We start from the raw sequence: 20,728 nt of genomic DNA, 5'->3' as shown, positions 1-20,728 counted from the left end.
TCGGGCGCATGGGTGTCGCACTGGTGACCGGCAGCTCGCGCGGACTCGGCCGGGTGATCGCGCGCAGACTGGCGCGCGACGGGCTCGCCGTCGCGGTCAACGGCCACCACGACGACACCGACCTCAAGTCGGCGGCGGAGGGCATCCTCGCGGAGGGCGGCAAGGCGGCGGCGTTCGCCGCGGACGTGACCGACCGCCGTCAGGTCGGCGAGCTCGTCGACGGCGTCACCGCGCTGCTGGGCCCGATCACCGTGCTGGTCTTGAACGCGACCGGCCCGCAGCCGGAGGCCCCGGTGTCCCAAGTGGACTGGCCGGACCACCTGGCGCAGCTGGACTTCTTCGTCCGGTCCCCGGTGCTCCTCGGCCACGCGGTGCTGCCGGGGATGCGGGCCCGCGGCCACGGCCGGATCGTCCACATCGATTCGGAGGTGGCGGACCGCCCGCCACCGGGCCGCTCGGCGTACGCGGCGGCGAAGAGCGCGCAGATCGGCTTGGCCCGCGCGTGGGCGCGCGAGCTGGCCCCGGACGGCATCACGGTCAACACGGTGGCCCCGGGTTTCGTCCCGGTGGAGCGCCACGCGGAGGTGGCCGCGGCGGAACGCGAGGACTACCGGGCGTCGGTCCCGGCGGGCCGGCTCGGAACCCCGGAGGACATCGCGGCGGCGGTGAGCTTCTTCGCCTCGGAGGAGGCGGGGTTCATCACGGGCCAGCGGCTGCTGGTGGACGGCGGTCGCGCCCTCGGTTGAGGTGCAGCACCGCCAGCACGCCCAGGATCAGCACCAAGGCCAGCGTCAACGCCGTCCACATCGCCACGTGCAGTTGCAGCAACCCACCAGCCAACGCGCCCACGAGCATCGCCCCGACGGCCGCCACCTTCCGCAGCGGATGAGCCCCAGGACCGCCCGCCGCCTTCGAGTCCGCCGCGAAGCCCGTCAGCGTCATCGTCAGGACCGTCGTCGTCAGGTCGGGCGCGCCGATGCGGCGGACCGCCGCGTTCTGCAGGCCCATCGCCACGCCCAGCACGACGATCAGCAGCTCACTGCCCACCCGCGGGCCGGCGCCGAGCGTCGCCGACAGCACGACCGCCACCGCGACCAGCGCCGCCTGCACCGCCGTCGCCTGGCGGAGGGCGTCGTGGTCGTCGTCGCGGCGGGCCAGCCGGCCGCCGGCGAGCGCGCCCGCCAGGAACGCCAGCACCGCGGTCAGCGACGCGAGCACCGACAGCGTCGCCTCCCCCGCCGCCGCGAACCCGAGGAACACGACGTTGCCGGTCATGTTCGCTACGAACACCCGCCCCAGCCCGAGGAAGCTGACGGCGTCGACGACCCCCGTCACGACGGTCAGCGCCAGCAGCAGCGCGGCCAGGTCCCGCGGTTTCGGTTCAGCCATGCGCGCAGTCAACCACCGCGCGGGTCAGTTCGCGGTGCCCGAGCGCGTCGGTGCTGTCGACGAACTGGTCGATCGCCCCGATCAGCGGCCGGTCCCCGACGAGGGCGCGGACGAACCGCTCGGCGTGGATCACCCGGAACGGACGGTCGAAGAAGCAGCTCACGCGCGGCTCGACGGGGTCGGTGAGGCCGAGCGCGTTGTGCTGTTCGGCAACGTTCTCGTAGGCGGCCACGAGGTGACGTTCGCGCTCCCGCCACTCCGTCGCGGCGAGGGCGCCGGTGAGGTGCGGGGTCAATGCCGGGGCCGCGGGCAGCCGCGCGAAGGCGCTCCCGAGCCACTTGCTGTAGGGCGGGTACCGGCGGGCCATGAGCAGGCACAACCGCATGAGGTCCCGCACGACCCGCCCCGCGACGACGGCCGAGCCCAGTTCGTCCCCGGCCTCCCCGCACCGGCCGACGAACGCGTCCTCCTGGCCGATGCGCTGCCACTGGCAGGCGAGGACGTACCGCCAGAGGTCGTCCGGATACCAGGCGACGCGCTGCCTGAGCGCCTCGAAGCCGAGGTCGTCGTGGTGGACGGCGCCGCCGGTGAACTCGGCGAAGACCTGGGTCGGGGTGGCGAGCCAGTCGCGGCGGCCGGCATGGCGCGGGTCGAAGCCGAGGAAGCCGCGCGTCCACGCGTCGAGCGTCGCGACTTCCAGTTTCGCCGGGTGGCCCCGGAAGGTGCCCGGGATCGGGACGTCCCGGACCTCCGGGAGGAAGAGGAAGACGCGCGCGGTCCAGTCGTGATCGGTGGAGCGCGCGGTGTCGAAGCCGAGGACCTCGGAGCCGGGCCCGACCAGCGCGGCGGAGTGCGGCCCCTCGACGACCGGCGCGACGGCTTCGGCGTAGAACCGGCGGCTCAGCTCGATTCCGGAAAGGGACGTCATGAATGCCATTGTGGCTTACTAACCTGCGAAGCGCGCTTCATTATGCGAAGCTGCTTCGCAGGCGCTTCGCGAGCGGAATCCGTTGTCGCACAGGCAGAACAGCAACATCCGTTCCGGTGAACCCCTGCGCGGCAGGGGCCGTTTTGTCGGTGGTTGCCTTTAGCGTGCGGGCATGACCGAAAAGAGCACGGTACGCACGCGGGAGATGGGCGTCGAGCTGAAGTCCCAGCGCGAGGCGAAACAGATGTCACTGCGTGAGGTGGCCCGGCGGGCCCACTGGTCGGCGTCGAAGGTGTCCGGCTGGGAGAACGGCCGGCGCATCTCGCCGATCGACCTGGCGATCTACCTCGCGCACTGCGGCACCGAGGCGCCCGAGCGCGAGCGGCTGCTGCACCTGACCCGGCCGCCGAGCGAGCTGTACTGGGTGCGGCCGTACTTCGACGAGCTCGTCGACCCGATGAAATCCCTGATCATCCAGGAAAACCTGGCGACGGCGGTGATCTCGAACAGCCCGGCGGCCCTGCCGGGCATGCTCCAGACCGAGGACTACGTGCGCAGCATCTACGAGCTGTCCGGCCGCTACACCACGGATCGGCTGAAGACGCTGGTCCGCGCGAGGATCGACCGGCAACGGCTGCTGCAGCGCCGAAACCCGCCCCACTGCGTCTACTTCGTCTACGAGCACACGTTGAGATCGATCCTGCGCGACCCGGCCCTGATGCACGAACAGCTGCAGTCGTTGGTCCTGGCCACGAACCTCCCCCACTGCACGATCCGGGTGGTGCCCGCCTCGGCACCGCCGTACCACCTGGTCGGCAGCCGGTTCACCATCCTGGAGTTCGCCGAACACCCGCCGGTGGCCTACGAAGAAACCTTCTCCGCCGGGCTGTTCGTCGACGACCGCGTGGCGGTCGAAGCGTTCTACATCCTCCGCACGCGCCTGGAACAGGTGGCGTTGTCCGAACGCGAGTCGCGGGAGTTCCTGGTCCGCCTGACCGAGGAGTTCGACCTCATGGCGAAGTGACCGGCTGTCCGTCGTGCCAGACTGCCCGGACCCGGGCGGGCAGATCCGACACGTCGAGATCCACGCCCGCCAGCCACACCACGTCCGCCCGTAGCCCCGGCTCGATCCGGCCCCGGTCGTCGTCGAGCCTGAGCAGCCGTGCCGCCTCGGAGGTGGCCGCCTTCAAGGCAGCCGCGTCCCCCAGCACCGCGGCCAGCAACCTCAGCTCGGTCGTCAAGTCGACATGGGGGCGAGGGGCCATATCGGACCCGGCGGCGATCCGGACGCCCGCCTCCACCGCGAGGCGCAGCGACCGGCGATGTTGCTCGGCGAACTCCGTCTCGCTCATCGGTGACAGCGTCGGCACGTACCAGGCGTCCGCCAGGGCCGCGACGGCGGAGTCGTCGAGGAACGTGCCGTGCTCGATGCTGCGCGCCCCCGCGCGGGCGGCCGACACCACGGCCGCCGAGGTGTGCGCGTGCGCCAGGACATCGCGGCCGCAGCGGCCGGCTTCGTCGACCACGGCGGCGAGTTCGTCGTCGGTCGGGCGGACGTCGACACCCGCGACGACCGCCCGCAACGAGCCGCTCGCGCCGAGCTTGATCCAGTCGGCGTCCGCGCGCACCATCCGGCGGACGGCGGCGCGGGCGGCTTCCGGCCCGTCGAACAGCGGGTCGGGCAGCGACGGGTCACCGTAGTTGTCGACGGCGCCCGCGGCCGGGTCCCAGGCGTCGCCGAGCCCGCCGGTCGGTCCCAGCTGACGCAGGCTGACCAGCAGGTCCGGCCCGTCGATCCACCCCTGGGCCAGCGCGTGCTTGAACCCGGCGTCGGCGCCCCAGGCGTCCCGGACGGTGGTGATCCCCCGCGCCAGCAACCCCCGCAGCACCGGCACGGCCTCGAGGATCCGGGCGCTGCGCGGCAACGACTCGGGCCGCCGGAACGCGACGTGCACGTGGCAGTCGATGAGCCCCGGGATCAGCAACCCACCCGAGCAGTCGACGGCCGGCCCGTCGAGGCCGAGCCCGACTTCGGCGATCCGCGCGCCGTCGAGCCGGACGTCCGCGCGGATCACGTCGCCGGTCTCCGCATCGAACACGTGCGCCCCGGCCAGCACCGTCACGCGAGCGCCTTGCGGTAGATGAGGAAGTCGCACGGCGTGGCGAGAGACGGCGCAAGGTGCGGGTAGTCGACGGCGAGGTCGGCGCGGTGCGTCACGCGGTAGCCGAGCCGGTCGTACCACTCGGCGAGGAACTGCTTGGCCGGGTGCGTCCACTCGCGCGGCACCAGCAGTTCGAGCTGCATCTCGCGGCAGCCCGCGTCCCGGCTCACCCGCTCGGCGAACGCCACCAGCTCACGCCCGACGCCGAGCCCGCGTCGCGCGGGCTCGGCGGCGAGCATGCCGAACTCACCGGTCGCCTCGTCGAGCCGCTGAACGCGCACCGAGCCGGCGAGGTCCCCATCGACGAACGCGACGGCGACCTCCCCGGCCCGCACGAACCCGGCGACCTCGTCGGCCGAGGTCCGGTCGGTACTCCCGAGCCAAAGCCCCTTCTCGGACTCGGCGTAGACCTGGTTGACCAGCGCCGTGACCCGATCGACCACGGCCCGGTCGACCGGCGACGCCAAAAACTCGATCTCCATGCCTCCCACCATGCCAGGCGGGAGGCCTCACTTGTCGCGGCGGAAGAGCTTGTTGCCCAGCCAGACGATGGGGTCGTACTTGCGGTCCGCGACGCGCTCCTTCATCGGGATGAGCGCGTTGTCGGTGATGTGGATGCCCTCCGGGCACACCTCGCTGCAGCACTTGGTGATGTTGCAGTACCCGAGGCCGTGCTCATCCTGCGCCGCGTCACGCCGGTCCGCGACGTCGAGCGGGTGCATCTCCAGCTCCGCGATCCGCATCAGGTACCGCGGCCCGGCGAACGACTCCTTGTTCTCCTCGTGGTCGCGCACCACGTGGCAGGTGTTCTGGCACAGGAAGCACTCGATGCACTTCCGGAACTCCTGCGACCGCTCGACGTCCACCTGCTGCATCCGGTACTCACCGGGCTTCAGGTCCGCGGGCGGCGTGAACGACGGGATCTCCCGCGCCTTCGTGTAGTTGAACGACACGTCGGTGACGAGGTCGCGGATCACCGGGAACGTCCGCATCGGCGTCACGGTGATCACCTCTTCCTCGGTGAACGTCGACATCCGCGTCATGCACAGCAGGCGCGGCTTGCCGTTGATCTCCGCCGAGCACGAGCCGCACTTGCCGGCCTTGCAGTTCCAGCGCACCGCGAGGTCCGACGCCTGGGTGGCCTGCAGCCGGTGGATGATGTCGAGGACGACCTCGCCCTCGTTCACCTCCACCGTGAAGTCCTGCAGCTCGCCGCCCGTGTCGTCGCCGCGCCAGACGCGGAAACTCGCCTTGTAGCTCATGCCTTGCTCCCGGGGTGCGCTTCGAGCTCGTCGTCGGTGTAGTACTTCCCGAGTTCGCCGAATTCGAACAGCTCCAGCAGGTCCTGCCGCAGCGGCACCTGCTCCTTCACCTCGACGTCGATGTCCGGGACGACCGGGTTTTCGCCGTCCGAAGCCGAGCACACCAGCAGCTTGTGCCGCCACTCGGCGTCCATGCCCGGGAAGTCGTCGCGCGTGTGCCCGCCACGGCTCTCCGTACGCGTCAACGCGGCCTTCGCGACGCACTCGCTGACCATCAGCATGTTGCGCAGGTCGATCGCGAGGTGCCAGCCCGGGTTGAACTGCCGGTGCCCTTCCACCGTGACGCGCTTGATCCGCTGCCGCAGCTCGGCGAGCTTCGTCAGCGCCTGCTCGATCTCGCCGGCCTTGCGGATGATGCCGACCAGGTCGTTCATCGACTGCTGCAGCTCGGTGTGCAGGGTGTAGGGGTTCTCGGCCGTGGTGCCCTCGGCCGGGTCGAACGGCGCGAGCGCCATCGTGGCTGCGGCGTCCACATCGGACTCGCTGACGGCCGGCCTGCCCTCGAGGCCCTGCACGTACTCGGCCGCGCCGAGGCCCGCGCGGCGGCCGAACACCAGCAGGTCCGACAGCGAGTTGCCGCCGAGCCGGTTGGACCCGTGCATGCCGCCCGAGCACTCGCCGGCCGCGAACAGGCCGGGCACGCTCGCCGCCGCCGTGTCCGGGTCGACCTCGATGCCGCCCATGACGTAGTGGCAGGTCGGCCCGACCTCCATCGGCTCCGCCGTGATGTCGACGTCCGCCAGCTCCTTGAACTGGTGGTACATCGACGGCAGCCGCTTCTTGATCTCCTCGGCCGGCAGCCGGCTGGCGATGTCGAGGAAGACGCCGCCGTGCGGGGAGCCGCGGTTCTCCTTGACCTCGGAGTTGATCGCGCGGGCGACCTCGTCGCGGGGCAGCAGGTCCGGCGTGCGCCGGTTGTTGTCCGCGTCGGCGTACCAGCGGTCGGCTTCCTCTTCGCTTTCCGCGTACTGGCCCTTGAACACGTCGGGCACGTACTCGAACATGAACCGCTTGCCGTCGGAGTTCTTGAGCACGCCGCCGTCCCCGCGCACGCCCTCGGTGACGAGGATGCCCTTGACGCTCGGCGGCCAGACCATCCCGGTCGGGTGGAACTGGACGAACTCCATGTTGATCAGCTTCGCGCCCGCCCGCAGGGCCAGCGCGTGGCCGTCGCCGGTGTACTCCCACGAGTTCGACGTCACCTTGAACGACTTGCCGATGCCGCCGGTGGCGAGCACGACCGCGGGCGCCTCGAAGAGGATGAACCGCCCGCTTTCGCGCCAGTAGCCGAACGCGCCGGCGATCTTGCCATCGGTGGTGAGCAGCTCGGTGACCGTGCACTCGGCGAAGACCTTGATCTTGGCCTCGTAGTCGCCGGTCTCGGCGAAGTCCTCCTGTTGCAGCGAAACGATCTTCTGCTGCATCGTGCGGATCAGCTCGAGGCCGGTGCGGTCACCGACGTGCGCCAGCCGCGGGTAGGTGTGCCCGCCGAAGTTGCGCTGGCTGATCCGGCCGTCGGCGGTGCGGTCGAACAGCGCGCCGTAGGTCTCCAGCTCCCAGACGCGGTCCGGCGCCTCCTTGGCGTGCAGCTCGGCCATCCGCCAGTTGTTCAGGAACTTGCCGCCGCGCATGGTGTCGCGGAAGTGGACCTGCCAGTTGTCGTTCGAGTTGGCGTTGCCCATCGACGCCGCGCACCCGCCTTCGGCCATCACCGTGTGCGCCTTGCCGAACAGGGACTTGCACACGACGGCGACGCGGAAACCGCGTTCGCGCGCCTCGATCACCGCTCGCAGACCGGCGCCACCGGCCCCGATCACCACCACGTCGTAGCTGTGGCGTTCGACCTCGGTCATAGAAGAATTCCACCTCGGAACTGGGGACGTCGCTGTCGGGAGAAAAGTGCGCTAGTTGACGAATCTGAGGTCCGAGATCGCGCCGCTGGCGACGAGCATGACGTAGAAGTCGGTCAGCACCAGGGTGCCGAGCGTCGTCCAGGCCAGCGCCATGTGGCGGGTGTTGAGCTTCGAGACCTTGGTCCAGATCCAGTAGCGCACCGGGTGTTTGGAGAAGTGCTTCAGCCTGCCCCCGGTCACGTGCCGGCACGAGTGGCAGGAAAGCGTGTACGCCCACAGCAGGACCACGTTGCCGAGCAGGATGATGTTGCCCAGCCCGAACCCGAAGCCGCCGGTCTTCCCGTGGAACGCGGTGATCGCGTCGTAGGTGTTGACCAGCGAGACGATCAGCGCGACGTAGAAGAAGTAGCGGTGGACGTTCTGGATGATGAGCGGCAGCCGGGTCTCGCCGGTGTACTTCGCGTGCGGTTCCGCGACGGCGCAGGCGGGCGGGGAGAACCACACCGCCCGGTAGTAGGCCTTGCGGTAGTAGTAGCACGTCAGGCGGAATCCGAGCAGGAACGGCAGCACGACGAACCCGAGCGGGATGAACCCGGGCAGGTCGCCGAACCAGTGGCCGAAGTGGCTCGAGCCCTCGACGCAGGAAGTGGACAGGCAGGGTGAGTAGAACGGCGTCAGGTAGTGGTAGTCGGGCACCCAGTACGCGGTGCGCACGAACGACCGGACCGTCGCGTAGATGATGAACGCCGACAGCCCGAGCACGGTCAGCAGCGGCTGGAGCCACCACCGGTCCGTCCGGAGGGTGCGCTCGGCGATCCGGGCCCGCTTGGGGGCCCGGACGCCGGTACCGACGCCGTTGTCAGCCGGAGCGCTCACCGCTGGTCGCGCTTGTAGCCGCCGACGCCTTCGTCATCGGCGCCGTGCCACAAGGACGGGTCGTACGGGGTGTCCGGTACGGGGACGCGTTCGGCCGCTTTCGCCTGGGCGGGCACCGCGAGCGGCGTGCCGTCGAGGTCCGCGGTGTCGATGTCGAGGCGCTCCACGTCGTTCGCGAGCCGGCGGACCGCCGACGCGTCGCCGTAACGAGAGCGCAGTGCGCCGACGCACTGCCTGAGCTGGCCGATGGTTCGCCGCAGCTCGGCGATCTCGGAGGTGGACATCAATCCTCCCGGGTGTGGTGGGGCCGGCGAAGCCGGACGATCACTCGCCCCTACGGCTTTACCGTGCGTCGTGCAGTGTGACAACTAGCACACTAACGGTTCTGGGGGTGATCGGGGTCACGCGGGTCGATCTTCTGAATCGATTTTGATTCGGCGTTTTCGCGAGGTACTGTGGCCAGTGTCACGACCCAGAGGCGCCAGCGCTGCCGTCCCGCGGACCACCCCACACCAGTGATCCGGAGCCGGACATGAGCCCCATCCCCACCACGAAGCCGCACCGAGTCGTCGCCGACGTCACCGAGCGCATCGCCGCCCGCAGTGCCGCGACCCGCGGCGCCTACCTCGGCCGCACGGCCGCCGCGTACGCGGAAGGCCCGGTCCGCCGCGGTCTCGCGTGCAGCAACCTCGCCCACGGCTTCGCCGCCATGGACGGCGTCGACAAGGAAGCCCTGCGGGCCGCGCGCGCCCCGGGTGTCGCGATCGTCTCGTCCTACAACGACATGCTCTCGGCGCACCAGCCGATGCAGGAGTACCCGGCCTGGCTGAAGAAGTCCGTCCGTTCCGCGGGCGGCGTCGCCCAGTTCGCCGGCGGCGTGCCCGCGATGTGCGACGGCATCACCCAGGGCCGCGCGGGCATGGAGCTGTCCCTGTTCAGCCGCGAGGTCATCGCGATGTCGACGGCGATCGCGCTGTCGCACGACATGTTCGACGCGGCCCTGCTGCTGGGCGTCTGCGACAAGATCGTCCCCGGCCTGCTGATCGGTGCCCTGTCGTTCGGGCACCTCCCCGCGATCCTGATCCCGGCCGGGCCGATGAACTCCGGGCTGCCGAACAAGGAGAAGGCGCGCGTCCGGCAGCTGTACGCCGAGGGCCTCGCGACCCGCGAAGACCTCCTGGACGCCGAAGCGGCGTCGTACCACTCGGCCGGCACGTGCACCTTCTACGGCACGGCGAACTCCAACCAGATGGTCGTCGAGGTGATGGGCCTGCACCTGCCCGGCGCCAGCTTCGTCCAGCCCGGTTCGGCGCTGCGTCAAGCGCTGACCGAAGAAGCCGGACGCCGGATCGTCGCCCTCTCGCGCGGCGAGGAGTACACGCCGGTCTCGCGGATCCTCGACGAGAAGGCGTTCGTCAACGGCATCATCGCGCTGCTCGCCACCGGCGGCTCGACCAACCACACGATGCACCTGGTCGCGATCGCCGCGGCCGCGGGCATCCAGCTGACCTGGGACGACTTCTCCGACCTCTCGGCCGTCGTGCCGCTGCTGGCGCGGGTCTACCCGAACGGCAGCGCCGACATCAACCACTTCCACGCCGCCGGCGGCATCCAGTTCCTGGTCGGCACGCTGCTCGACGCCGGGCTGCTGCACGAAGACGTGCACACGGTCGCCGGGTTCGGGCTGCACCGCTACCGCGCCGAGCCGATCCTGTCCGACGGCGAGCTGGTCTGGCGCGACGTGCCGACCCGCAGCCTCGACGAGGACGTGCTGCGCCCGGTGTGGCGTCCCTTCGCCGCGGACGGCGGGCTGCGGATGGTCGAGGGCAACCTCGGCCGCGGGGTGGTCAAGGTGTCGGCCGTGGCGCCCGAGCACCGGGTCGTCCAGGCGCCGGCGCGCGTGTTCACCACCCAGCAGGCGTTCAAGGCCGCGTTCGAGGCCGGCGAGCTGGACCGCGACGTCGTCGTGGTGGTCCGGCAGCAGGGGCCGCGGGCGAACGGCATGCCGGAGCTGCACGGCCTGACGCCGGCTCTGGGTGTGCTCATGGACCGCGGGCACGCCGTGGCGTTGCTCACCGACGGCCGCATGTCGGGCGCGTCGGGCAAGATCCCCGCCGCCATCCAGGTGACACCGGAAGCCGCGGCGGGCGGCCCGATCGCGCGCATCGCCGACGGCGACGTCGTCCGGCTGGACGCCACCTCGGGCAGCCTCGACGTGCTCGTCGGTGACGAAGAACTCGCCCGCCGTGAGCTTGTGGACTCGCCGCCGTCCGAAGCATCCTGGACCGGCACCGGCCGAGAGCTGTTCGCCGCGCTGCGCCGTGCCGTCGGCCCCGCTGACCAGGGCGCATCGGTGTTCGGCGGCCTGACGCCGGAGCACTTCGGAATGCCCGCTTTCACAACCCAGGAGGTCGGTCAGTGACCACCGGTCAGGACCTGCTCGAGCTGTCCCCCGTGATGCCCGTCGTGGTGATCGACGACGCCGACGACGCGGTGCCCACGGCCCGGGCCCTGCTCGCCGGCGGGATCGGGGTCATCGAGCTGACCCTGCGCACCCCGGCGGCGTTGTCGGCGATCGAGCGCGTCGCGACCGAGGTGCCGGAGATCGTCATCGGCGCCGGCACCGTCACCGCGGCGGACCACGCGAAGCAGGCGGCGGACGCGGGGGCGAAGTTCCTCGTGACGCCGGGCTGCACCGACGCGGTCGTCGACGCGTGCTTCGAGACCGGGCTGCCGTTCCTGCCCGGCGCGAGCACCGTGTCCGAGGCGATGCGGCTGGCCGAGCGCGGGCTCACGGCGTTGAAGTTCTTCCCGGCCGAGGCCTCCGGCGGCGTCGCGTACCTGAAGTCGATCGCGGGCCCGTTGCCGTCGTTGAAGTTCTGCCCGACGGGCGGGATCACGGTCGCGTCGGCGCCGTCGTACCTGGCGCTGCCGAACGTCGGCTGCATCGGCGGTTCGTGGCTGACGGCGTCGCTCGATCCCGCCACGATCGAGAAGCTGGCCGCCGAAGCCGCGCAGCTGTAGCGGAGATCACCCCGCGTCGTCGCCGCGCCCGAACGGCGGAATTCACGTCCGCATCGCGGGAGCACCGTTCCAGCTTTCTGGAACGGTGCTCCGAGCGGGTGTGGCGGCGGTCATGAATCCCGCTGAATGGAGCAATCGCGGCGCCGGTGGGTGATTTACCGGCCTGTTATCGTTCCCCCTCGCTGTTTCGAGCGAGGAGATCCAGTGTCCCTGACCGATGTGGTCGCCCCCAGTCCTGCCCCCGAGAACGTCGCCGCACTCGTCGGCGAACGCCTTTCGCTGTCCGCCCTCCACCAGCTGGGCGGCACCCTCGGCGGCTATTCCTTCGTCAAGGTCGTGGTCGACCGCGAAAACGCGGAGATCCACTTCCTGAACGACGCGCGCCATTCCTTTCACGCGATCTATATCGGGGAAGAGATCCTGGGCGTCACCGAAGAACGGGTGCGCGCGGAAATCGACTCCTACAACCAGGACTTCTACCACGCGCCGGACCGCCGGTTCCTGCTCGGCATCCTCGCCCGCCACCCGCAGCTGCTTTCCCTGGAGACGGTCGAGGTCGACACGATGCCGGCCGCGTTGATCCGCGAGTTCCACGCGTTCGTCGCGCGGTACGTCGACCCGGCGCTGCCGCTGGTGTTCAAGCCGGCCAACCAGCTGCAGGAGCGGATCGTGCGGGAGATCCCGCCGGGCGAGCTGCCGCGGGTGTTCGCGCACGAGCTGTTCTCGACGGCGCCGTTCGTCCCGCTGAACCCCGGCACGGCGACGGGCCGGCTGCGCGCGTTCCGCACCGAGGCCGAGTACCGCGCCGCGACGCTGGACTGGTCGGACATCATCGTGATGGACCGCGTCCCCGACGACATCCCGCGACTGTCGGGCATCGTCAACGCCCGCCACACGACGCCGTTGTCGCACACCAACGTCCTGGCCACCGGCTGGCAGATTCCGAACGCCGTCCAGGTCGGCGCGCTGGCCGACGTCGAAACCCGCGGGCTGGACGGCAAGTGGGTCGAGTACACAGTGGACGCTCAGGGGCTCTCGCTGCGGGAGGTCGCCGAGCCGGCGTCGACCGAACCGCCGCGGTGGTACGCCCAGCGCGTCAAGCTGGAGGAACCGGAGTCCGAGCACAGCCCGATCGTGAACCTGAAGCGGCTGCGCGCGACCGACCGCTACCGGTACGGGACGAAGGCGGCCAACCTCGGCGAGCTGCACCACGTGCTGGCGCACGGTTCGCAGCGGCTGCTCGGCTTCTACCAGGTGCCGCGCCCGCCGCGGGAGAACCTGCTGCCCTACCTGGCCCGGCTGCTGGACGTCCCGGCCGGGGGTGATCTTCTTGCGGCTGCACGCCGGCTGCTCGACGATCACGTCCGCGTGCCTCGCGGGATCGCGCTGCCGTTCTCACTGCAGCGCCGGTTCCTCGAGTCGTCGCCGCGGATCCAGCAGGCCATCGGCAAGCTGAAGATGGCGTTGGAGCTGGACGCCCGCGAAATCGAGCCGCTGTGCGTCGAGCTGCAGGGGCTGATCCGGTCGGCTCGGCTTCCGGGCGCGCTCGCCGGGGAGATCGACTCCGCGCTGGTGTCGCAGCTGGCCGGGGTCCGGACGTTCGTCGTGCGCAGTTCCTCGAACGCCGAAGACCTGGCCGGGTTCTCGGCGGCCGGGATCTACGAGTCGCTCAACCACGTCACGACGGCCGAGCGGATCTTCGCCAGCGTCAAGGAGGTGTGGGCGTCGCTGGTGTCGGTGCGCAGCGTCCGGCTGCGGCGCCAGGCCGGGATCTCCCTCGACGAGTGCTACATGGGCGTGGTGATCCAGGAGCAGGTCGCGGCCGACTTCGGCGGTGTGCTCGTGACGACGAACCCGATGAACCGCGCGGACTTCCGCACGGTGTACGTCAACGTGTCGCCGCGCGTGACCGACGTCGTCGAGGGTTCGGCGCTGCCCATGCAGTACCTGTACTCGACGGTCGAAGGCGGCGGCCGCACGGTGTCCCTCGGCGACGCGGTGTCCGACCTCGACTCGCGGGCGCACGACCAGCTGCAGCGGCTCGCGATCGCCGGTCGCCTGCTGCAGGGGCACTTCTCGCCCGACTACACGTTCGACTCGCCGGTGGACGTCGAGTGGCTCGCCGACGGCGAGCACCTCCACCTCGTGCAGCTGCGTCCGTATTCCGTTTGAGCTCGGGAGAAACCGTCATGCTGGGCCTTCGCCTGCCCGCGAACCCCGCCGTCCGTCGTGCCGTCCGGCTGACCTACGGGTTCCAGTTCTTCTTCGGCCTGCTGCTGTGGGTGCCGATCTTCTACCAGTACCAGAAGCTCGCCGGCCTGTCCGACGGCGAGATCTTCGGCATCCAGAGCATCTACTACATCGTGTTCTGCCTGCTGGAGATCCCGACGGGCATGATCGCGGACCGCTTCGACTACCGCACCTCGCTGGCGGCGGGCGCGGGCGTGCTCGTGGCGGCGAACCTGGTGCCGGTGTTCCTCGGTTCGTACACCGGGTTCCTGGTGCACTTCATCCTGATCGCCCTGGCGCGGTCACTCGTGTCGGGCGCGCAGAGCGCGTACCTGTACGAATACCTCCACGCGTCCGGCGCCGGTGAGCACTACCTGCGCGTGGAAGGGGTCGGCCGCGCGTACAGCCTGGTCGGCAAGATCGTGTACTGGCCGGTGATCGGCCTGCTGATGACGTGGAACCTCCCGTCCCCGTACTGGCTGACGGCGATCAACGCCGGCGTGGCCTTGGTGTTCGCGTTGAAGCTCCCGCCGATCCCCGGCGGCCGCCGGGTCACGGGCAAGACGGCGTCGCTGCTGGCGGGCGTCGGCGGCGCGCTCTCGACGTTGCGGTCGTCGCGGTGGCTGGTGCTGCTGATGGTGCAGGGCATCGCGATGTTCACGCTGGTCCGGATCTGCCAGGTGAACTTGTTCCAGCCGATCCTGGAGTCGAAGTCGCTGTCGGTGAACTGGTACGGCGCGGTGCTGGCGGCCATGACGGTGTTCGAGGCTCTGGGCGCGGCCCGCCCCCACCGCCTCCGCCGCGCGATCGGCCCGGTGGGTTCGGTGTTCACGCTGACGATCGTGATGGCGCTGTGCCTCGGCGTGGTCGTGGTCGCGGGTGCCTTCCCGACGGTGGTCCTGCTGTGCGTCTTCGCGGTGGCGACGGGGATTTCGTTCCCGGTCCAGAAACAGCTGCTGAACGACTCGATCCCGGACTCCCGCTACCGCGCGACGCTGTTGTCGATGGAGTCCATTGTGGACCGAGCGGTGTGCGCGCTGGTGGCGGTGGCCCTGGGCGCGTACCTGGCGGCCGGGCGGCTCGACGAGTTCCTGGTGCTGTCGGCGGTGGTCACGTGCGTGGTGATGGGACTGCTCGCGGTGCTGCTGCTGGCGGTCCGCAAGCACCGCTCGGACCGCCGGGTCCCGGCGGCCCGCCGCCCCGGCGAGGCACGCACGAGCTCCCCGCCCGCCGTCCCTCGGCCATCCGGTTCCGCCGTAGAAGCTCAGCGACGCTTGTAGCATCCGCTCAGCATCCGGCGACTCGCTTGGTGTGACCGAATACTCATCGCTGCCGATACTTGACGATCTGACCGACCTCGAACGTGAATTGATCGACGCTGCGCACGCCGGTGAGGTACCGACAGGTTCCGGGCTTTCGGTCGACGACCTTGCCGAGGACGATGATCCGGCACACGAGATCCGGGCACAGCTGGTACGCGAGATGCTGTTGGGCCAGCACGGCACGTTCGACCCAAAGGGCGTAAGGGTTCGAAGCGTTCGCGTCTCAGGCCCGCTTGACCTCGACAATGTCAGCGCCCGCGCCGGCTTGAGCCTGATCTCCTGTGTCGTCAACGGCGAAATCTCCGCCTGGCACGCCAACTTACCTTGGTTGCGCCTGGCACACTGCCGCGTCGGCAACGTTCACGCCGATGGAGCCCGGCTCGAATCGGGTATGTGGCTCGACGACCTTCGGATAGCCGGCGCCGGCAGCGCCGGCGCGGTACGACTCCCCAAGGCACGCATCGGCAACAGGCTGGACTTGAGCAGAACCGAGATCACCAACTCGACTGGCGCTGCCCTGTTTGCACCAGGCCTTCACGTCGACGGCGACCTGTGGCTGGACGAGACTCGGTTCGATGCCGCGACCAGGTGGGCGGCGGTTCAGCTCTTCCAGGCCCGCATCGACGGGGTGGTGAGCCTCCGCAAAGCAAGGATCTTCAACGCCGCCGGTACCGCCTTTCAGCTGACCAACTGAGGACCGAAGCAGGCTTGAACCTCAACGGTGTGCAAGCTTCCGGCACTGGCCAACATGCCACAGTCCGACTCATCGGCGCACGGATCGGAGGCATGTTGATCATGTTGGGATCCGAGATCACCAACAGCGAAGGCTTGACCCTGGATCTCGAGAACACGCACGTGGAGTCAAAGGTCTTTCTCCCCAGGGACACACTATGTTCAGGGACAAGCGCCGAAAAGCCTTGCGAACAGCCCAGGCGCGTGGACATCAACGGGTTCAAATTCGGCGCGCTCGAAGTAATGCCCTATCAGTCCATGCCATGGCAGGAATGGCTTCACCTTGTCCGCTTTCACACAGAAGCATATCGGCCTGGCCCCTATCAGGAGCTGGCATCCGCCGAGCGAGCAGCCGGTCACGATGGAAACGCACGCCGAATCCTCATCGCCCAGCAGAGAGACCTCTACGACCGAGCTCCGAAAGCCCTCGGCAACTGGTTGACGAGGCGGTTCCATTGGCTCTGGGGTGCCCTAGCGGGCTACGGCTACCTGACTCGACGGACCGCTGCAGCACTCCTGGTCGCTCTGGGGATGTCCGCTTGCCTTGGCCTGTGGGCGGGACACATCACCGATGGCAGGCACCACGTCGCCGAACGCACCAGCACTTTCTCCGATCTCACCGGCAGACCATGCACGGACGTCGAACTGATCAGCCTCGGCTTGGACCGAGGGCTGCCGATCGCAACGACCGGTGTCCGCGGCCGGTGCGACATCGACCCGGACACTAACTGGGCAACCGTCTTCACCATCGCGATCTGGCTGACCCAAGCCGGGATCTGGGGACTGGCGACTCTCGCCCTCGTTGGTTACACCGGTCTGATCCGAAAGACGAACTGACTCGCCGCGGTCTTCCCCGCCCGCGCCGGCCGCTCGGGTCAGTCGATGACGGCGTCGTCGAGCAGGGTGGACTCCGCGCCGTACTCGCGGAGTTCCTCCCTGATCACCGTGTACGCCAGTCCCTGGGGGTAGCCCTTGCGGGCGAGGAAGCCGAGCAGCCGCCGCAACGCCGTCTGCTCGTCGACGTTGCCGAGGGACCCGAGGCGCTTGCGGACCAGTTCCCTGGCCATCTGCTCCTCGGATTCGCGATCGACCTCGCCCGCCGCCTGCGCGGCGATCTCACCGTCGACGCCCTTGCGCCGCAGCTCGGCCACCAGCGCGGTGCGGGAGAGCCCCTGGTTCGCGTGGCGGGACTTCACCCACAGCTGGGCGAACTCCTCGTCGTTGACCAGCCCCGCCCGGTCGAGCTTGCCGAGCAGGGTTTCGCAGGTCTCCTCGTCGAATCCCTTGCGGTGCAACGCCTGCCGGAGCTCTTCCTGAGTGCGCGGACGAGCGGCCAGGAGATCGAAGCAGATCTCCTTGGCCTTCTTGTACCGCTCCTCGGGAGGAAGCTCGGCCGGCGGAACCTTGGGCGCCCTCGCCACCTCGACTACCCCTTCGTCACGCCCCACCGCGGACCACGGCCACGGCGGGGTTCATTCCCGGATCTCAGAAGTCGACCGGCGCCGGGACCGCTTCGACGGCGTCCGCGTCGAGCTGCGGGCCGATGCCGAGCTTCTCCTTGATCCGCTTCTCGATCTCGTTGGCGATGTCCGGGTTGTCGCGCAGGAACCGGCGCGCGTTCTCCTTGCCCTGGCCGAGCTGGTCGCCCTCGTAGGTGTACCAAGCGCCCGACTTGCGCACGATGGACTGGTCGACACCCATGTCGATCAGCGAGCCCTCGCGGGAGATGCCCTGGCCGTAGAGGATGTCGAACTCGGCCTGCTTGAAGGGCGGGGCCACCTTGTTCTTGACGACCTTGACGCGGGTGCGGTTACCGACCGCCTCGCCGCCGTCCTTCATCGTCTCGATGCGGCGCACGTCCAGGCGGACCGACGCGTAGAACTTCAGCGCCTTGCCACCGGTCGTCGTCTCCGGGGAGCCGAACATGACGCCGACCTTCTCGCGGAGCTGGTTGATGAAGATCGCCGTGGTGCCCGAGTTGGACAGCGCACCGGTGATCTTCCGCAGCGCCTGGCTCATCAGGCGGGCCTGGAGGCCGACGTGCGAGTCACCCATCTCGCCCTCGATCTCGGCACGCGGCACGAGCGCGGCGACGGAGTCGATGACCAGGATGTCGAGCGCGCCGGAGCGGATCAGCATGTCCGCGATCTCCAGCGCCTGCTCACCGGTGTCCGGCTGGGACACGAGCAGCGCGTCGGTGTCGACGCCGAGGGCCTTGGCGTACTCCGGGTCGAGCGCGTGCTCCGCGTCGATGAACGCCGCGATGCCGCCGGCGCGCTGCGCGTTCGCCACCGCGTGCAGGGCAACCGTCGTTTTACCGGAGGATTCCGGGCCGTAGATCTCGACGACCCGGCCGCGGGGCAGCCCGCCGATGCCGAGCGCGACGTCGAGGGCGATCGAGCCGGTGGGGATCACGGCGATGGGCGGCCGGGTGTCCTCGCCGAGGCGCATCACCGAGCCCTTGCCGTACTGCTTGTCGATCTGCGCGAGCGCGAGCTCGAGCGCCTTGTCCTTGTCGGGTGCTGCAGGCATGGAAGTCCCACCTCGCTGGTCGAAGCCCCCTTCTCGAGGGGCTCTGTGTCGGTTCTTCAGCTGTCCGGTCCGACGCTAGCGGCGGGGACCGACAATTCCAGGAGCGGCGCCCAATCTGTGGATCGCTGGACCCGATGTGGACAACACCATAGACGAACACCTGTTCGAGGTCGGCAGCGACACACCCTTGCGCTAGGATTTTCGCCCGCCCGGGTCAGGACCCGTGCGTATCCGCCCAGGTCAGCGCCGTTCGCGGGGCACGTCGAAGGCGTCGCAGACCTCTCGCCACACGTCCTTGGCCGGGATTCCCGCGGTCAGCGCCTGGTCGACGGTGCGGCCGCCGAGCCCGCTGAGCACGTGGTCCCTGGCCAGCACCTGGGCCCGCCCGGGGCCGAACTCCTCGGCCATCAGCCGCCGGAAAACCGTGATCCGCATCGAACCCACTCTAACCGGCGGTCGCGAACGGTCCGTTCGCGCCGCCTACTCCCCCGGCTGGACGCTCGCCTCGAAGTAGTCGGCCAGCGTGCCCGGCGTGGTAGCCGCGGCCTGGTCGGCCGAATTCAGCTGGTAGATGAACCCCACGAGCGGCCGGTCCGACACCGTGAACACGAGCACCGCCGACGTCTTGCCCGCGGCCGACGAGTAGTGCCCCTTGAGCCCGTTGCCGCCCCAGTCGGCCTCCGTGCGGTCGCCGCCGGCGGAGGTGAGCAGGCCGTCGGTGTACTGCTTGAGCGCGTCGGCGTTGTCGCCCTGGACGTAGGTCACCTGCGTGCCCGCCCGGCCCGGCGCCGAGCAGGTCGAGGACACGCCGAGACTCTCCGCCGGCGCCGCCGGGCCGTTGCCCATGCCCGGCTTGCAGTCGCCGGTGTCGGCGATCTTCCCGGCGAGCTGGCGCAGGCAGCCGGTGAGGCCCTTGGCGTCCGCCTGACCCGGCGTCCTGCACTGGTCGGCGGTGTAGGTCGCCGCCGAGGACGACGAAGTCAGGAAGTACGTCAGCCCCGCCGCGAGCAGCACGACGACCGCGGCCGCGATCCCGATGAGCAGCTTCTTCTTCCCGCCGGGCTTCGGTTCCGGTTTCTCCGGCGGCGCGTACGCGGGGAAGTTCGACGGCACCGGCTGCGGCCCGCTGGGCGGGAAGTTCGCCGGCGCGTACCCCGGGTACTGCGGCGGAGGCGGCGGCGCGTACTGCGGCCGGTGCGGGCCACCGGCGGCGACGGCCCCTTCGACGTTCTGCGTCCGCGCGCCCATGCCGTCGCGCGCGACGTGCTGGGCACCGAGCGCGACGGCGGTCTCCGGCTGGTCGAGGCTGCCCGGCACGACGCCGAGCTTCTCCGCGATCATCGTGCCGACCAGCGGCAGCCGGCTCGACCCGCCGACGAGGTAGATGCCGGCCAGCCGGTCCGGGGTCAGGCCGGACGAGCGCAACGTCCGCGAGAGCAGTTCGACGCTGCGCAGCATCGCCGGCCGGACCAGGCCTTCCAGCTCACCGCGCGTGACGAGGACGTCCTTGAACGGCTCGGGCATCGGCACCTCGGTCTGCGGGTGCCGCGACAGCGCCTCCTTGGCCGCCTTGACGTCCTCCTGCAGCGCGCGCCGGGTGCGGCGGTCGCCGGTGGACTCGGGGCGCAGGAGCCGTTGCCAGCGCTGCGGGTCCGAGTGCGACACCTCGCGCCCGACGTGCACCATCAGCGCCTGGTCGACGTCGAGGCCGCCGAGGTCGGGCAGGCCGTCCTCGGCGAGCACGGTGAAGCCGTTCTGCGTCGCGCCGACGACGGCGACGTCGAAGGTGCCCGCCCCGAGGTCGTAGACGGCGAGCGCCTGGCCGGGCGCGAGGGCCTTGCCGGGGAACGACGCGAAGTGCGCGGCCGCGGCGACGGGTTCGGGCACCAGCAGGATGTTCTGGCCCATCCCGGCGAGCCGGGCGGCGGACATCAGCACGTTGCGGCGGGTCTGGCCCCACTGCGCGGGGTGGGTCAGCCGGACCTCGTCGGGCTGTTCGCCGCCGAGCTGGCGGGAGGTCTCCTCGAGCACGCGGCGCAGGATGGCCGCCAGCGCGTCGGTCACCGGGACGACGTCGGTGCCGAGCAGCAGGGTCTGCTCGTCGATGCGGCGCTTGGGGTTCGGCTCGAAGCGCGTCGGGTCGAGGCGGGCGCGGCGTTCGGCGTCGCGGCCGACCATGATCGTGCCCTCTTCGGTGGCGAACACCGCCGACGGCATGTTGGCCGAGCCGTCGACCTCGACGACCCGGGGCGGCCTGCCGTGCGCCGACAGGACGGCGACGGTGTTGGACGTCCCGAGGTCCACGGACAGGATCCGCACAGCACTCCCCTTCGCGAAACACGCCTTGACGGCGTTCGCG

At 70.0% G+C, this 20,728-nt stretch carries 20 protein-coding genes; 8 read left to right on the top strand and 12 right to left on the bottom strand.

Annotated elements, in window-relative coordinates; all coding sequences use genetic code 11:
- Positions 1-8 precede the first annotated feature (8 nt).
- Positions 9-746 carry an SDR family NAD(P)-dependent oxidoreductase gene (locus tag BLV96_RS30515; protein WP_086678328.1) on the top strand — a complete coding sequence of 246 codons (738 nt, stop codon included), beginning with the start codon at positions 9-11 and terminating at the stop codon, positions 744-746.
- Here BLV96_RS30515 and BLV96_RS30510 read toward each other — a convergent pair.
- Entirely contained in the window at positions 700-1,389 is a 690-nt protein-coding gene (locus BLV96_RS30510; RefSeq protein WP_086678329.1) for a YoaK family protein, read from the bottom strand. The genes BLV96_RS30515 and BLV96_RS30510 overlap by 47 nt on opposite strands.
- Positions 1,382-2,317, bottom strand: a complete 936-nt coding sequence (locus BLV96_RS30505) for a DUF4037 domain-containing protein (protein ID WP_208608365.1) — start codon at positions 2,315-2,317, stop codon at positions 1,382-1,384. The genes BLV96_RS30510 and BLV96_RS30505 overlap by 8 nt, the downstream gene beginning before the upstream one ends.
- Before the next feature lie 172 nt (positions 2,318-2,489).
- Between BLV96_RS30505 and BLV96_RS30500 the strand changes: the two genes are divergently transcribed.
- Complete coding sequence (locus BLV96_RS30500; RefSeq protein WP_086678331.1) at positions 2,490-3,341, top strand: helix-turn-helix domain-containing protein; 852 nt, start codon at positions 2,490-2,492, stop codon at positions 3,339-3,341.
- Here the strand turns inward: BLV96_RS30500 and BLV96_RS30495 are convergent.
- From BLV96_RS30495 to BLV96_RS30470, 6 genes are read right to left on the bottom strand one after another with little or no spacing between them, the layout of a single operon-like run.
- Positions 3,328-4,440, bottom strand: coding sequence for an amidohydrolase family protein (locus tag BLV96_RS30495; RefSeq protein WP_158104172.1), 1,113 nt, complete (start codon positions 4,438-4,440; stop codon positions 3,328-3,330). The genes BLV96_RS30500 and BLV96_RS30495 overlap by 14 nt on opposite strands.
- The gene (locus BLV96_RS30490; RefSeq protein WP_086678333.1) at positions 4,437-4,961 is read right to left on the bottom strand and encodes a GNAT family N-acetyltransferase; all 525 of its coding nucleotides are present in this window, start codon (positions 4,959-4,961) and stop codon (positions 4,437-4,439) included. Before BLV96_RS30490 ends, BLV96_RS30495 begins: the two co-directional genes overlap by 4 nt.
- A gap of 27 nt (positions 4,962-4,988) precedes the next feature.
- On the bottom strand, positions 4,989-5,741 hold the full coding sequence (locus BLV96_RS30485; RefSeq protein ID WP_086678334.1) for a succinate dehydrogenase/fumarate reductase iron-sulfur subunit: 753 nt from the start codon (positions 5,739-5,741) through the stop codon (positions 4,989-4,991).
- Positions 5,738-7,654: a fumarate reductase/succinate dehydrogenase flavoprotein subunit gene (locus BLV96_RS30480; RefSeq protein ID WP_086678335.1), complete on the bottom strand. Its 1,917-nt coding sequence runs from the start codon at positions 7,652-7,654 to the stop codon at positions 5,738-5,740. The genes BLV96_RS30485 and BLV96_RS30480 overlap by 4 nt, the downstream gene beginning before the upstream one ends.
- A gap of 51 nt (positions 7,655-7,705) precedes the next feature.
- Positions 7,706-8,530, bottom strand: a complete 825-nt coding sequence (locus BLV96_RS30475; protein WP_086678336.1) for a hypothetical protein — start codon at positions 8,528-8,530, stop codon at positions 7,706-7,708.
- Positions 8,527-8,814, bottom strand: a complete 288-nt coding sequence (locus tag BLV96_RS30470) for a hypothetical protein (protein WP_167379786.1) — start codon at positions 8,812-8,814, stop codon at positions 8,527-8,529. The genes BLV96_RS30475 and BLV96_RS30470 overlap by 4 nt, the downstream gene beginning before the upstream one ends.
- Positions 8,815-9,062: 248 nt before the next feature.
- Here BLV96_RS30470 and edd point away from each other — a divergent pair, with 248 nt between their 5' ends.
- The 6 genes from edd to BLV96_RS30440 all read left to right on the top strand — a co-directional run bounded on the left by edd (position 9,063) and on the right by BLV96_RS30440 (position 16,674).
- The gene (gene edd, locus BLV96_RS30465) at positions 9,063-10,952 is read left to right on the top strand and encodes a phosphogluconate dehydratase (protein ID WP_086678338.1); all 1,890 of its coding nucleotides are present in this window, start codon (positions 9,063-9,065) and stop codon (positions 10,950-10,952) included.
- On the top strand, positions 10,949-11,554 hold the full coding sequence (gene eda, locus BLV96_RS30460; protein ID WP_086678339.1) for a bifunctional 4-hydroxy-2-oxoglutarate aldolase/2-dehydro-3-deoxy-phosphogluconate aldolase: 606 nt from the start codon (positions 10,949-10,951) through the stop codon (positions 11,552-11,554). The genes edd and eda overlap by 4 nt, the downstream gene beginning before the upstream one ends.
- A 204-nt stretch (positions 11,555-11,758) precedes the next feature.
- Entirely contained in the window at positions 11,759-13,726 is a 1,968-nt protein-coding gene (locus BLV96_RS30455) for a PEP/pyruvate-binding domain-containing protein (RefSeq protein WP_091389706.1), read from the top strand.
- 17 nt (positions 13,727-13,743) lie between these two features.
- Positions 13,744-15,063 (top strand): MFS transporter, encoded by a 1,320-nt coding sequence (locus tag BLV96_RS30450; RefSeq protein WP_244180596.1) that lies wholly within the window; start codon positions 13,744-13,746, stop codon positions 15,061-15,063.
- A 31-nt stretch (positions 15,064-15,094) separates the two neighbouring features.
- Positions 15,095-15,799 carry a hypothetical protein gene (locus BLV96_RS49315; RefSeq protein ID WP_143051042.1) on the top strand — a complete coding sequence of 235 codons (705 nt, stop codon included), beginning with the start codon at positions 15,095-15,097 and terminating at the stop codon, positions 15,797-15,799.
- A 92-nt stretch (positions 15,800-15,891) separates the two neighbouring features.
- Positions 15,892-16,674: a hypothetical protein gene (locus BLV96_RS30440; protein WP_086680478.1), complete on the top strand. Its 783-nt coding sequence runs from the start codon at positions 15,892-15,894 to the stop codon at positions 16,672-16,674.
- 38 nt (positions 16,675-16,712) lie between these two features.
- Here BLV96_RS30440 and BLV96_RS30435 read toward each other — a convergent pair whose 3' ends face one another.
- From BLV96_RS30435 to BLV96_RS30420, 4 genes are all read right to left on the bottom strand, one after another.
- Complete coding sequence (locus tag BLV96_RS30435) at positions 16,713-17,258, bottom strand: regulatory protein RecX (protein ID WP_086680480.1); 546 nt, start codon at positions 17,256-17,258, stop codon at positions 16,713-16,715.
- 64 nt (positions 17,259-17,322) lie between these two features.
- Entirely contained in the window at positions 17,323-18,369 is a 1,047-nt protein-coding gene (gene recA / locus BLV96_RS30430) for a recombinase RecA (protein WP_086680482.1), read from the bottom strand.
- A gap of 240 nt (positions 18,370-18,609) precedes the next feature.
- Positions 18,610-18,804, bottom strand: a complete 195-nt coding sequence (locus BLV96_RS30425; RefSeq protein WP_086680497.1) for a DUF3046 domain-containing protein — start codon at positions 18,802-18,804, stop codon at positions 18,610-18,612.
- Positions 18,805-18,849: 45 nt separating this feature from the next.
- Positions 18,850-20,688 carry an Hsp70 family protein gene (locus BLV96_RS30420; protein WP_086680483.1) on the bottom strand — a complete coding sequence of 613 codons (1,839 nt, stop codon included), beginning with the start codon at positions 20,686-20,688 and terminating at the stop codon, positions 18,850-18,852.
- Positions 20,689-20,728: the final 40 nt, after the last annotated feature.

The sequence above is a fragment of the Amycolatopsis pretoriensis genome (assembly GCF_900107925.1).
Lineage (GTDB): Bacteria > Actinomycetota > Actinomycetes > Mycobacteriales > Pseudonocardiaceae > Amycolatopsis > Amycolatopsis pretoriensis.
The sequence above is the reverse complement of the archived record's forward strand: the minus strand, read 5'-3'. Positions and strand labels throughout refer to the sequence as shown.

Bases quoted from the DNA above. Each gene is read 5' to 3' on its own strand.
- BLV96_RS30500 (WP_086678331.1), top strand. From the start codon at position 2,490: ATGACCGAAAAGAGCACGGTACGCACGCGGGAGATGGGCGTCGAGCTG.
- BLV96_RS30425 (WP_086680497.1), bottom strand. From the start codon at position 18,804: ATGCGGATCACGGTTTTCCGGCGGCTGATGGCCGAGGAGTTCGGCCCC.
- recA (WP_086680482.1), bottom strand. From the start codon at position 18,369: ATGCCTGCAGCACCCGACAAGGACAAGGCGCTCGAGCTCGCGCTCGCG.
- BLV96_RS30515 (WP_086678328.1), top strand. From the start codon at position 9: ATGGGTGTCGCACTGGTGACCGGCAGCTCGCGCGGACTCGGCCGGGTG.
- BLV96_RS30450 (WP_244180596.1), top strand. From the start codon at position 13,744: ATGCTGGGCCTTCGCCTGCCCGCGAACCCCGCCGTCCGTCGTGCCGTC.
- BLV96_RS30505 (WP_208608365.1), bottom strand. From the start codon at position 2,317: ATGACGTCCCTTTCCGGAATCGAGCTGAGCCGCCGGTTCTACGCCGAA.
- BLV96_RS30490 (WP_086678333.1), bottom strand. From the start codon at position 4,961: ATGGAGATCGAGTTTTTGGCGTCGCCGGTCGACCGGGCCGTGGTCGAT.
- BLV96_RS30485 (WP_086678334.1), bottom strand. From the start codon at position 5,741: ATGAGCTACAAGGCGAGTTTCCGCGTCTGGCGCGGCGACGACACGGGC.
- BLV96_RS30510 (WP_086678329.1), bottom strand. From the start codon at position 1,389: ATGGCTGAACCGAAACCGCGGGACCTGGCCGCGCTGCTGCTGGCGCTG.
- BLV96_RS30470 (WP_167379786.1), bottom strand. From the start codon at position 8,814: ATGTCCACCTCCGAGATCGCCGAGCTGCGGCGAACCATCGGCCAGCTC.
- edd (WP_086678338.1), top strand. From the start codon at position 9,063: ATGAGCCCCATCCCCACCACGAAGCCGCACCGAGTCGTCGCCGACGTC.
- BLV96_RS30440 (WP_086680478.1), top strand. From the start codon at position 15,892: ATGTTGATCATGTTGGGATCCGAGATCACCAACAGCGAAGGCTTGACC.
- BLV96_RS30480 (WP_086678335.1), bottom strand. From the start codon at position 7,654: ATGACCGAGGTCGAACGCCACAGCTACGACGTGGTGGTGATCGGGGCC.